This is a genomic window from Coleofasciculus sp. H7-1 (assembly GCF_057473865.1).
Window position 1 is genome coordinate 180,306 of sequence record NZ_JBYCCT010000066.1, and the last position, 12,355, is coordinate 192,660.

At 47.0% G+C, this 12,355-nt stretch carries 11 protein-coding genes; 2 read left to right on the forward strand and 9 right to left on the reverse strand.

Annotated elements, in window-relative coordinates; genetic code table 11:
• Window positions 1–65: 65 nt before the first annotated feature.
• The 9 genes from recJ to cysH form a co-directional block, all read right to left on the reverse strand.
• Window positions 66–2,219 (reverse strand): single-stranded-DNA-specific exonuclease RecJ, encoded by a 2,154-nt coding sequence (gene recJ, locus AC2VDX_RS17390; RefSeq protein ID WP_378183742.1) that lies wholly within the window; start codon window positions 2,217–2,219, stop codon window positions 66–68.
• 230 nt (window positions 2,220–2,449) lie between these two features.
• Window positions 2,450–2,863 carry a type II toxin-antitoxin system VapC family toxin gene (locus AC2VDX_RS17395; RefSeq protein ID WP_378183745.1) on the reverse strand — a complete coding sequence of 138 codons (414 nt, stop codon included), beginning with the start codon at window positions 2,861–2,863 and terminating at the stop codon, window positions 2,450–2,452.
• Window positions 2,860–3,120 (reverse strand): DUF2281 domain-containing protein, encoded by a 261-nt coding sequence (locus tag AC2VDX_RS17400; protein WP_378183748.1) that lies wholly within the window; start codon window positions 3,118–3,120, stop codon window positions 2,860–2,862. The genes AC2VDX_RS17395 and AC2VDX_RS17400 overlap by 4 nt, the downstream gene beginning before the upstream one ends.
• A 140-nt stretch (window positions 3,121–3,260) precedes the next feature.
• Window positions 3,261–3,587, reverse strand: coding sequence for a hypothetical protein (locus tag AC2VDX_RS17405; RefSeq protein ID WP_378183751.1), 327 nt, complete (start codon window positions 3,585–3,587; stop codon window positions 3,261–3,263).
• A gap of 47 nt (window positions 3,588–3,634) precedes the next feature.
• Window positions 3,635–4,498, reverse strand: coding sequence for a hypothetical protein (locus tag AC2VDX_RS17410; protein ID WP_378183754.1), 864 nt, complete (start codon window positions 4,496–4,498; stop codon window positions 3,635–3,637).
• A 443-nt stretch (window positions 4,499–4,941) separates the two neighbouring features.
• Window positions 4,942–5,415, reverse strand: a complete 474-nt coding sequence (locus tag AC2VDX_RS17415) for a hypothetical protein (RefSeq protein ID WP_378183757.1) — start codon at window positions 5,413–5,415, stop codon at window positions 4,942–4,944.
• A 323-nt stretch (window positions 5,416–5,738) separates the two neighbouring features.
• Window positions 5,739–7,574, reverse strand: a complete 1,836-nt coding sequence (locus AC2VDX_RS17420) for an APC family permease (RefSeq protein WP_378183760.1) — start codon at window positions 7,572–7,574, stop codon at window positions 5,739–5,741.
• Window positions 7,575–7,686: 112 nt separating this feature from the next.
• Window positions 7,687–9,039: an exonuclease subunit SbcD gene (gene sbcD / locus AC2VDX_RS17425; protein WP_378184047.1), complete on the reverse strand. Its 1,353-nt coding sequence runs from the start codon at window positions 9,037–9,039 to the stop codon at window positions 7,687–7,689.
• A 90-nt stretch (window positions 9,040–9,129) separates the two neighbouring features.
• Window positions 9,130–9,861 carry a phosphoadenosine phosphosulfate reductase gene (gene cysH, locus AC2VDX_RS17430; RefSeq protein WP_378183764.1) on the reverse strand — a complete coding sequence of 244 codons (732 nt, stop codon included), beginning with the start codon at window positions 9,859–9,861 and terminating at the stop codon, window positions 9,130–9,132.
• A gap of 372 nt (window positions 9,862–10,233) precedes the next feature.
• On the opposite strand from cysH, the gene AC2VDX_RS17435 reads away from it, so the two are divergent.
• Together AC2VDX_RS17435 and AC2VDX_RS17440 are read left to right on the forward strand one after the other, a co-directional pair.
• On the forward strand, window positions 10,234–10,518 hold the full coding sequence (locus tag AC2VDX_RS17435; RefSeq protein ID WP_378183767.1) for a glutaredoxin family protein: 285 nt from the start codon (window positions 10,234–10,236) through the stop codon (window positions 10,516–10,518).
• A 103-nt stretch (window positions 10,519–10,621) separates the two neighbouring features.
• Window positions 10,622–12,136, forward strand: a complete 1,515-nt coding sequence (locus AC2VDX_RS17440; protein ID WP_378183770.1) for a UDP-N-acetylmuramoyl-L-alanyl-D-glutamate--2,6-diaminopimelate ligase — start codon at window positions 10,622–10,624, stop codon at window positions 12,134–12,136.
• Window positions 12,137–12,355: the final 219 nt, after the last annotated feature.

A 12,355-nucleotide genomic window follows, 5' to 3' on the forward strand; every position in this document is an offset into this window, starting at 1 on the left:
TACCGAGAGCGAATCCCTTGGCGTTACTTTGCGTTAAAAAATCTTATCCCGCTTTCTCAGAAAAGTTAGGTATTTTTTCCCGGTATATCCAACGCTTGCATAGCCGCCTTAATCAATGGATAAAACGGAGGTTTCGTCACATCAACCTGTTTGGCGTCTTCCCGCGTGATTCCTAATAAACCACTTCTGTGTCCTTGCTGAATCGCCAGAACTTTGCCTTCGGGATTTCTAATTCTTAACTCTTTCAAAGACTCGGAAAGGCTACAGGTATAGCGACGCTGGTTGTAGTGAAATTCGGCTTTCAGACTTGGGGCGAAGGGCAATTGATGAAGTTCCCCTGTGGAACGTCGCAGACCGACTAACTCCAGTTGGATCGTAGTGTTGCCATTCCAGGTATTTTGTCGCAGTTTGTAGGCGATATCGACCCGCGACGGTAAAGGGTAATAATTGCCCCATCGCCAAGCGATCGCTTCGATTTTCCGAACCTGATTCCCGTTATCCCCTATATCTTGCAAGATTTTCAATTTGACGTGACCTTTTCCCACAATTTTTTGCTCAACCACGCGGACATTCGGGGTCCAGAAAACGGGATCGGCGTTTTCAATCCCGCAGGGGTGGAGGGCATCAATCTGTTGGTACAGATCGAGATTAATATCGTTGAGGTTAGCCTGAACGTCAATTTTGAGTAGCGGCTTTAGGTGCTGGGGTTCCAGGCACTGATGAGCAAAAAGGCTAAGACGCGATCGCAATGCTGGCAGATTTTCGGCTGGCATAGAAAATCCCCCCGCCGCCTTATGTCCGCCAAATTTCCCCAGCAAATCCTGACAAAACTGTAAAGCTTCAAATACGTGAAATTCCGGAATTCCCCGCGCCGAACCCCGGATGTGATGGTCATCTTCATAAGTTCCGATAAACACTGGCACGCCGTAGCGTTCCACCAAGCGCGAGGCAACAATTCCAATCACGCCATGATGCCATCCCGGTTGAACCAGCACCAATACCCGTTCTTGCTGGAAGTCAATAGACTTATCTGGAAATTGGGGTAAAACGTCACTGGCGGGATCTAAATTTTTATTCGGGGTTGCAATAATCTGGGTTTCTTCACACCAAGTAACGGCATCTCGTTCAATCTCTTCACAGAGTTGCTGTCGGTGTTGGTTAATTTGTTCGCACTGCATCGCCCGTTCTAGTGCGATTCCCATATCATCTGTTATCAGCAATTCAATCACTGTTTGCGGGTCGGCAATCCGCCCCACGGCGTTAATTCTTGGCCCCAAGCGAAACCCAATATCCTCTGGCTTTAAGGATTTTGAATTTGGGATTTTAGATTTGGGATTTTCTGGTTCGCCCTTCTCTGTGCCTTGTGGTACACCCGCTATCTGAATCAGCGCCTGAACTCCCGCCAGTTGAGAATTCGGTAATTGTTGCAAACCCCGCTTCACCCAGCGGCGGTTCACCCCTGTTAACGGTGCTAAATCGGCAATGGTTCCTAGGGTAAATAGTTCTAATAGCGGCTTCACCAATCCCTTAGTTTGCCCCATCTGTTGGGCGAGGGTGACAGCCAAGATATAAGCGACGCCGACGCCAGCCACCCCGCGATAAGGCGAGGATTCTCGAATTAGCTTGGGATTGAGAATGGCATCCGCTGGAGGCAGTTTTTCGGGAATATCGTGATGATCGGTGACAATGACTTTTACACCCAGCTGCTGCGCCCGATCGATCGGTTCAAAAGCAGAAATGCCGTTGTCTACCGTTAAAATCAGCCAAACGCCTTCCCGGTGAAATTCTTCGACAATTCGGCGATTAATTCCGTAGCCTTCACTCATACGGCTGGGAATGGCATAATCCACCTGTGCCCCTAACCACCGCAGTGCCCGGAGTAATAGCGCGGTGCTGGTCATGCCATCCGCATCATAGTCTCCGCAGATAGCAATTTTTTGGTGGGATGCGATCGCTTCTTTCAACAACTCCACACTGATTGCTAGGTCGGGAAATTCCTCCAACGGTGAGGGCAAAACCTGAGATTCTGGATCTAGGAATGCTTGCGCCTCCTCCGGCGTCTCAATGCCTCGGTTAATCAGTACCTGACTCAACAGCGGTGAAAGACCCGTCGTTTCAGCTAACTGTTGGGCTTCGTCTCGTACTGGGAATATCTGCCACCGATGATTGGGCAATCGGGGAGGACGAGGGGATGATTCTGAATGAGGACGATCTTGCACGGGCGTTGTATTTCCAGCAGTCTGGCTCAGCAGATCCTATCATTTCGCTCCGAGATCGAGATTGATATCTTGGCTCGGTCTAATCACGACAATAATAGGAATTTTCTGACAATAAGAAAATTATTCCCAGTACAGTCTTGTGCAAATTTGAATATGGATTGTCAGGATACTGGTAGGGGCAGACTATACACGATTTATTCTGCGATCGCTATGGCAGCGACGGCTACCAATCACTGAACTTGAATGATGTCGAAGGTACCCCGATCGCCAATGCGATAAAACAAGAAGTCAGAATCGAGGGTAAAAATTTGTCGATACCCCGTCTTCTCAGCCGTCAGAACCAGAGTTGCATCAGCCAGATCCATTGGTCGATCGCGATATTGTTCCATCAGCACAAACAAACGAGTATACTCATTCTCTTGAATTTCATAGATCGTCAGCAGTTTGTCCATAAGAAGCTGACCCAACTGTTTTTGCATCACCCAACCGCCACGATGAAGAGCAAGATACATGGCTTCTGTCAAGCATGACCAAGTTGTGACGAGAGGTTTTGCTAATCGCATAACTGCACCTCTGTAAGCATTATGCTGGGGCTGAGTGCGATCTACCAGACAAAGTAAGACTCCTGCATCGCAGAGAATCATAGAGTTAGACCCTGCTGTCGATACTTGTTGAGTAGGAAATGCTGATATTCGCTGGTTGGTTCTGCGGTCGTTACGTCTAGGCGATCGACAGCCTCAAACCATCTTGACCATACTTCGACAGTATCTTCATTAGGCTGACTGTTAGCAGTTTTAGCTTGATGCTTATGGATGACAAAATCGATGAAGTCACTCACTTCCTGTAAGAGTGGTTCGGAAAGTTGCTGCAATTTGGCGATCGCCGTGTCACGAATAGTCATGGGAATTGCCTCTTTCAGTCCTCTTCATTTTTAACAGAATGCTGACAATATCGTAGTTGGCTAACAATGAAAAGCGATAGGCAGCGATCGCCTTCCTCCTTACTCTGTACCACAATTGTTATGCCGCGTCGCAACGATGTCTACTCAGCTTCAAGCCAACCTCTTACTGCTTCTATACCTATTCCCAATGGTGCAAAGAAAACTTTCGCTGTTTCTAACCCTGCTGCCCTGAGAGCATTTTTTAATCTAATCTTAAAGGCTAGGTTTCGCTCAGTTTCCCTTTGAATTGCACCCTCTATATCTTTAGAATTGGACTGCTGTAATTGATTCAATAACTCCTGAATTTCAGCAGCAGCTTCTGCTGGGGATTCTGGCCTCGGATAAATAACAAAGTCACCCTCAACATTTCCAACAACACCTGTAACAGTTGCATGAAACTGCATTTTTACTTTTGGAGTATCTGACATAATCTTCTAGATTTTAATTCACTTATTGTTACGAAAAATATTAGGTATTAACGTTTTTGGGATGAAGGATTAGTGATAAAATCGCCTTGCACATTACCTACAACTGCACCTACTGAGCTTTCAAAAACATTACTAACATTGATATTCTGAACGAAAGCATCCAAAATTTCTACAGGTAAGCCTTCGTCCTTAAAGATATCACGCACAGCTATAACTCCAACACTAAGCGTACTTTTGAGAAACATCATTACATCGTCAATATTAAAGGAACCTAGATTAAGTGAACCTTGAAATACTTGACGAAAAGCTACAGAAAGTGGAGTCTTGGGATTTTGAATAGCCCTTTTGATTACTTCCCACCAACACCCAACAAAAAAAATACCAAAGGCTAGCCACCAGCCACTCATATCGGGTGTCCTACTGTAACTAACACCATAGCTACTCACAAAAGACCTAGAAATTGCTGTAGCCAGCAGAAGTAATATCAATCCTGCAAGACAGATGAAAAGTCTCCATAATACGGCTGACCATTTGATTCGCCCAAGCACATACGCGTCAATCCCTACGTACAAATGATCGCCATAGCCATGAAATCGCATAAATATTGTTGCGTGTGTATTACGAGGGGTTTCACGAGTAACAACAATATAAATACGTTCATCATTCATCTCTACATACTTAATTAGAAGTGCTTTTGAATCTCCTAAACTACCAGTGTTAATTTTTTCAAAAACTTGCTTATAAAGCCTCTGACAAATCACTTCTGCCTTGCTTCGTTCAACTGGGTAGACTTGGTAAAGACTGAATCGCGGCAGTTCCGTGCCAGCACCATCGGTTGGATCTGTTAGTTGAAATAATTTGTCTGTGCCAATCTGAACAACTTTAGAAACATTTAAACTGTACTGACTCATAAGCTTTCACCCAATCCTGCTTATTGTTCAACTTCATAGAGGCTTATGGATAACTCCTCAGTTTTCTGCTTCTACCCCAAATATTTAGCAATTGGCTACAAAATTTAGCATTGCTTAAAAAGAGATGTAAATACACTCAACCAGCAACCTTTGAGTCAGATGAACCGCCTTAAGAGGCGCAAACCCTCCTTGCGACCAAAGCAAACTCATCTATCCCATCAAAGCACCGACACCTAACGTCGTCAATAGAATACTCACCGCAAACACCAAAAAAGGCGAATATGTCGCCACTTTTGTCAATTAGGTCTAACGAACCAAAGAATTCACAGCCTCGCGATTTGTTCCTCTTGCTTCACAACCGCCACCCGGAAAGCAAGTCGCCAGCGTCTTATTACTCCGCGCCAAAGAGCGATCGCACGCTAACTCAAAATCCTCTATCGCTTCTAATAAACAGCAACCCGACCGTCATCTCTTAGATAAATTGAGCGATCGCCTGGAGGACGCCCACCAGGACGTACTTCTATCCGTAAAGTTCTGGCATTCGGTTTAGCCAGTCTCACTCCCAGCGGCAAACCCGTCGCATCCCACAGCAAAAGTGATAGATTCGGATCTGTACTCCCTCCCCTAGTGAAAGACACTACTTGTCCGGGATTGAGGGGAATCGGATCGGTACCCACTACCTTCTGCATCTGAACCAAACTTGATGTCAGGTTTACCACCTCATAGGTGATGCGTTGTCCCGGTATGAACTGTAGCGGGGCTGGGGGACACTTTTGGGCACAAGTTCCAGCCAAAGCTGGTTGGAGGCGTCCAGCGGCACCAAAGGTAAAGGCAGCTGCTACTAAAACTGCTGGTAAAAATTTAGACATTAAAGACTGCGTTGTGACTTGCTGAGAAGTCTGTTTCTCGAAGCTCATTTACTCAAATTTTGTAATCTATTTATCTAATTTTAAACTTTCTTAGACTATTTTGCTTTTTCCTGATACGCTCAAACCTGCTTTTTTGTTTATCTAGTACACTTTAAAAAATCCATACTTAGTATAAGAATTACTTTTTCTAAGTATTAATACAGAAATCTATTAACGAACCGCCAAGACGCCAAGGACGCGAAGTAAGAGAAGAAGAGGAGCAGCTAATTTTACAGCTCCTCAACAACCGTATGGTATTAAAATGAGGTAATTTCTTCCCAAATTTCATTGGAAAAACCTATTGTACCCAGTTTATTTTTGAGGCTTTGAAATTACAAGAAATACCGAACGGTGGTAACAACACGACTCTTTTTAGCTCGTAAGGAAGCTTTTAAGAAAAAGGTTGTTTGATTGTGTAAAATACTTTCCCACCAATTTCGCGTCACAAAAGCAGGAATGATAATTGTCGATAAAACATTAGGATGTCTATCTTCAAAATCAGTAACAAAATCTACAATTGGAGACACCACTGAGCGATAAGGTGAGTCCAAAATTATCAAAGGAATATCAGCTCCTAGTTGTTGCCATCGCTGTTGCAGTTTTTCTCGATCTGTGGAACCAATATCAACATGAATCGCCACAATCTCATCTGCAATACTACGTGCATAATCGATCGCCTCTAGCGTTCCTCGATTTAGTTGCCCGACTACAACCACTGCTGGATGAGTACCCTCTTGCGTTCTGAGTCTGGGAATATAACTCCGAGGCGCTATCCCCTGAATACTGAGCCGCTGTGCTACATACTCATAGTGGCGATGAATTGCTAAGAATATGCCCACTACTAAAGGAATGGCGACGACGACTAGCCAAGCGCCTCCTTTGAATTTTGTGGATACGATTACTCCTAAAACTACCAGAGTAGCGATCGCTCCCAAACCATTCATCGCGGCACTTGCTTGCCAACCAGATGTCCGTTCCTGATACCAGCGGCGTACCATCCCTGCTTGGGACAGCGTAAATGAAGTGAACACACCCACCGCATACAGGGGAATCACTGCGTTAACTTGCCCTCGGAAGATAACGATCAAAATAGCTGCACAGACGCTCAAGAAAATAATGCCGTTGGAATACACTAAGCGATCGCCTAAAATGGATAATTGCCTCGGCAAATACCCATCACGAGCCAAAAAATAACAAAGCCTGGGAAAATCGGCAAAACTGGTATTTGCTGCTAACAGCAAGATTAACAGCGTGGCAACTTGGAGCAAATAATAAATTGGGCCATTGCCTAGAATCTGGCGACCTAACAGAGAAACTACGGTTTGTCCCTCTTCTGGAGCAATATGATAAGCGTGAGCTAAGTAAGTAATTCCTAAAAACATAAATCCCAGAATCACGCCCATGTAGAGCAATGTGAGTCGGGCATTTTTCCACTCAGGGGGCTTAAAAGCTAACACACCATCTGAGATCGCTTCCACCCCTGTCAGTGCCGTACAACCGGCAGAAAAAGCCCTCAAAATGAAAAATAAATTAATTGATTCTTTAGCTTCGATTAGAGTATCGTTCTGAGAAATTTGTCCAGTCGCTTGTTGATATAAACCAAGACCAATCAATAGAAAAATAGTCACAACAAACGTATACGTAGGAATCATAAACAGCCGACCTGATTCCCGGACTCCTCTCAGATTCGCCAGCGTCAACAAGAAAACAAACACCAAGCAAAGCTCTACCGTGTACCTTTGCAGTCCTGGAACGGCTGAGGTGAGGGCGGCTGTCCCCGCAGACACACTCACTGTCACGGTCAGGATATAGTCAATCATCAGCGAACCGCCTGCCACCAGTCCCGGATACAGACCCAGGTTTTCTCGCGCCACAATGTAGGAGCCACCGCCGTTAGGATAAGCCCGGATAGTTTGGCGATAGGAAAGGATGACCACTGCTAGCAGCGCGATGATTGCTACAGCAATGGGAAGAGACCAAGTCAGGGCAGCAGTGCCTGCGGCTATCAGAACTAGCAGAATCTCCTCGGTGGCGTAGGCAACGGATGAGAGGGCATCCGAGGAGAGAACCGCCAAGGCTTCGGCGTTGCTCAATCGTTCTTCAGCATGAGCGCTGGTTGGCAACGATTCACCGACTAATACTCGTTTTAACCCTGAATAGAACGACATAGAAAGTCTATTTGTGCTTGTTTTTCCTGCCGCTCAGTTGGGCGATCGCACACCCCAACTACTAAGCAATATTGGAATTTTTGCAGATTTAGCACCAATTCAGACAAAACTTTTAAAGTAAACGCAGTTGGGAATCTGTAGTTGCCACAGGCTGCTGACTGGGTTGATTCGTCCCTGCCTCTGATTCTTCCTCCATGTCAGCGACGTTGAACCACGCCTTTTCCTCATGTGCCAGTAACTTCTGGGCTTCTTCCAGCATCTGGGCGGCAATGTCCTTAAGGTCTTCTCGATTGGCTAAGTAAGTTTTCAGCGCTTCCATTGGGTCGATGCTGGCACTAGAACCGAGTTCTGGCAGGCGAGGACGGGCAAGCTGACTAACTAATTCCGCCTGAATCGTGTAAGTGTGGGCGTCACTTAAGCTGGCGTGCAGGGCGGTATTATCAATCAAATCTATCTGCTCGGAACGCAGTTTGTAGATTAGCCGCACTACAGCATCTTTGATATCTTTTTTGCCTATGGCTTTGATTAAGGCGGCTGGCGGGTCAGCTGCCTCAGAGATATCCACTTCGATAGTCCGGAAGGGGCGCACGGGGAGGGGACAAAATTCCCACTGGGCGTTGCCTCGTTCCAGCTGAATCATCACATAGCCTTTGTCTTCTTTTTCTTCGCTGAAATCGACTCGCTCAATGCTGCCTGGGTAGATAACTGGGGGCTGGTTCGACTTGTTGAGGTTCTGATGTCGGTGGACGTGCCCCAGCGCTACGTAGTCAAAGCAAGGTCGCGTCAGCATCGAGATGGGAATTGTGAAGCCTTTGCCGACTGCCAGGAAGCGTTCTGCGCCTAAGCTAGCTCTGTCTGCCATTAGGTGAGCTAAAAGAACTGTTGGCACTTCTGGGTCTAGACGCCGGATTTCTCCTTCCAGGCGAGGTTCCAGACGCTTAATTAATAACTCGTTGACTTGGGCAAGAGACAAATCTTCGGTGTCCGGGCGCGTCAGCAGGGCGGAACGGGTGAGCCAAGGCAGGGTAATGATTTGGACGGGGCCGCTGCGGGTTTCGATGCGGTGGGTGACGATGCGATCGCCTACAATAAACCCCGGCACTCCTAATGTCCGATAAATACATAAACTTGCGCCTCCCTGCCCCTGAGAATGTTGGTCGTGATTCCCCACCAGCAACACCGTCGGAATCTGGGCATCGACTAAGCGGCGAAACTGACTGGCAAACGCTTCCTGTACATACGGCGGCGGCGTCGCATCGGGAAAAGCATCTCCACCGAACAAGACTAAATCGACGGGTTCGCCCTTCTCTGTGTCTGGGCTTTGCCCAATCGCTCGGTCAATACACTTCGATAAAGTATTGACAAAATCCTCCAGCCGTGTATTTGCACCCGTTTCCGGATTAACCCGTCCGTGGGAGAAGCCACTCCCCATGTGGATATCGGATAGGTGGAGGATTTTAATCATTTTGCTAATTGCTAATTGGTGATGGATCATTGGTAATTGGTAATTTTTCTGGCGATTACCGATTACCAATTACCCCTTCCCTTAGCCATTCTAAATGTGAATACCACATTCAGTTTTGCCCATGCCGCGCCAGCGACCGGCGCGTTCGTCTTCACCCTCGGCAACGGGTGTTGTAATTGGTTCGTCGCCGATGCTGGCATATCCCTGGTCGTGCAGCGGATTGTAAATCATGCCATGCTCAGCCACATAAGCCCAGCTGTCCTGGCGCGTCCAGTTGGCGAGAGGATTGACTTTGAGCCGTTGCTGTGCATCTAGTTCCAAGACTGGCATATCAGCACGAGTCACCGCTTGGTCGCGGCGGCGTCCGGTAATCCAGGCGACGGTATTGAGTTCTGCCAGACCTCGTTGCAACGGTTCAATTTTGGTCAGGTGATGGAATTGGGTGATGTCCTTATCCCACAGCGCTTCGCCGTATTTAGCCGCAAAAGCTTCGCGGGAGTGAACATCGGGAATTTTGTAAGTTTGGAGATTTAAATTGTAAATTGCCTGCGCTTTAGCAACTAACTCCAGGGTTTGGGGAAAGTGATACAGCGTGTCCAGAAACAAGACTGGCACTGGCGTTGCTGGTTTGAGATCGCGGTAGAAAATATCCGTAATTACCAAATCATCCACATTAAAGGCGCTGGTTTGCACCAGTCCAGTGGGGATATTTGTAACACACCAAGCCAGGATCTCTCTGGGATGAGCTTTGTCAAATTTTTGGTTAAGCTCATCCAGATTAAACGAGGAGATGCTAACGGGAGCTGTGGTGCTATCGCTCATGGTACGTTTCTAGTGGATTTCTGAATTCTTTATTACAAATCAATTTTACCTCTTATAAGCACCTAACCCGACCGGAGAACAGGGCTATATAGCAATCTTATTTTAGTTGTGAGATGCCAGCTCTTGAGATTCCCGACTTCGTAAGAGTTGCCCTAGTATCTCGCCTTCACGAATCATTCATGACTGCTATAGACGAACATCGGTAGCCAGTCACAGAATGATTCTGCTGCTTTTTTCTGGGATGGGTGTCAGCTTTGAAGAAAAGATGAGAAAAATTCGATTCCCACTTCTAATTGTTGAACCGGCAATTGATTTCTGCCAAACTGCACTAGGAGCTATCATCGCCCTATCAAAGCTTTTTGGAGAGATTGAGTGCGGTTAATTCTGTACAGCAAGCCGGGTTGCCACTTGTGCGAGGGGTTACAAGAAAAACTCGAACAAGTTTCAAACCCCCCCATTGAACTGGAAATCCGGGATATTACTACCCGCGAGGATTGGTTCCAAGCCTATCAATATGAAATTCCAGTCCTGTTTAGGGTTCGATATCAGCGTACAGATCGAGTAGAAGAACCGCTGCCCCGTCCTTCTCCCCGCGCTACGGTGCAGCAGTTGGAGCAAATGTTACAGAAATATTTGCTAGTAAAGGATAAAGAATAAGCGCGAGTAGTCATGAGTCTAAAGTTTGCGTGCTAACGATATCAATATCAATGACTCATGACTTATGACCAATGACGGATGACGATTGTGAGGAGTTACCGAGATGAAATTGCGAGAGTTATTAGCAACCATTCCCCATGTTGAGCAACCCTCTAGTCAGACTGCCCTAGAATTGGAAGTTAAGGGATTAACCACAAATTCTCATGCTTGTCAACCGGGAGATTTGTTTATCGGGATGCCCGGAACGCGAGTGGATGGAGGGGAGTTTTGGGAAGGAGCGATCGCATCAGGTGCAGTCGCCGCCCTGATTTCTTCCCAAGCTGTCCAAAAACATCCTCCCAAAGGGGAAGATGCCTGCGTAATCCCAGTCGCAGACATGACTCAAGCTTGCGCCCAAGTTGCGGCTGCCTTTTATGGCTACCCAGCACAACAGCTAAAACTGATTGGCGTCACCGGCACGAATGGCAAAACGACAACAACCCATTTAATCGAATTTTTCCTGACTCAGAGCCAGTTACCAGCGGCTTTATTTGGGACGCTGTATGCCCGTTGGGCTGGCTTTAAACAAACCGCTGCCCACACGACGCCTTTTGCCGTCGAACTGCAAAAACAACTGGCAGAGGCGATCGCAGCAGGATCTCAGATGGGTGTGATGGAAGTGAGTTCTCACGCTTTGGCGCAAGGTCGGATTTTGGGTTGTCCGTTCTCTGTTGCTGTGTTTACCAATCTCACCCAGGATCATCTAGACTTCCACCACGACATGGAAGATTATTTCCAGGCAAAGGCTTTGCTGTTTAGCCCTGAGTATCTTAAAGGGCGTGCAGTGATTAATTCAGACGACTCCTACGGACAGAGATTGATCGAGCGGTTAAATCCAGATCAAGTGTGGTGCTACAGCGTCAACGATACAACCGCCGATTTGTGGATGAGCGACCTGAGTTATGAGCCAACGGGAGTCAGCGGGGTGATGCATACACCCAAAGGTGACGTGGCTTTCCGTTCGCCCCTGGTAGGGCAGTACAATCTGGAAAATTTACTTGCCGCTGTGGGAGCAGTGTTGCATCTGGGAGTAGATTTGGAGTTAATTGCGGCGGCGCTGCCCCAATTTTCGGGAGTGCCGGGACGGATGGAGCGAGTGCAAATTAGTCCCCAGCAAGAGATTAGCGTCATTGTCGATTATGCTCACACGCCGGATAGTTTGGAGAATTTGCTGAAAGCGGCGCGTCCGTTTATTCCCGGCAAGATGATCTGCGTCTTTGGTTGTGGAGGCGATCGCGATCGCACCAAACGCCCGAAAATGGGTCAAATTGCCGCGCACTTAGCAGACAAAGCAGTTGTCACCTCCGACAACCCGCGCACGGAAGATCCCGAACGGATTTTGCAAGATATCATCGCCGGGATACCAATGACGACTCAGCCAGTGGTGATTAGCGATCGCGCTACTGCCATTCACACCGCTATTTTAGAAGCCCAGCCGGGTGATGGCGTCCTCATCGCTGGAAAAGGTCATGAAGACTACCAAATCTTAGGAACGGAAAAAATCCACTTTGACGATCGAGAACAAGCACGCGATGCCTTATTAAAGCGGATGTCCTCTTCAAGCAATTGTAGATTTTAGACTTTAGATTGGAGCGGTTAACTTGTAACTAGGCGGATAGGCGCAATTCAATCTAACTTGTTGTCTCTTGAAATGGAGATTGATGGCTGGGAAACGATTCAAGAGACACTAGCTAGATGGGTAGAAATCAAGTTGAAAATATCTCTTGTTTCTCTCAATCTGTGCTTCGCATCACTGCGCTAACAGCACTTGCAAAGGAGTTTCCAGTCAAGAGTCTTC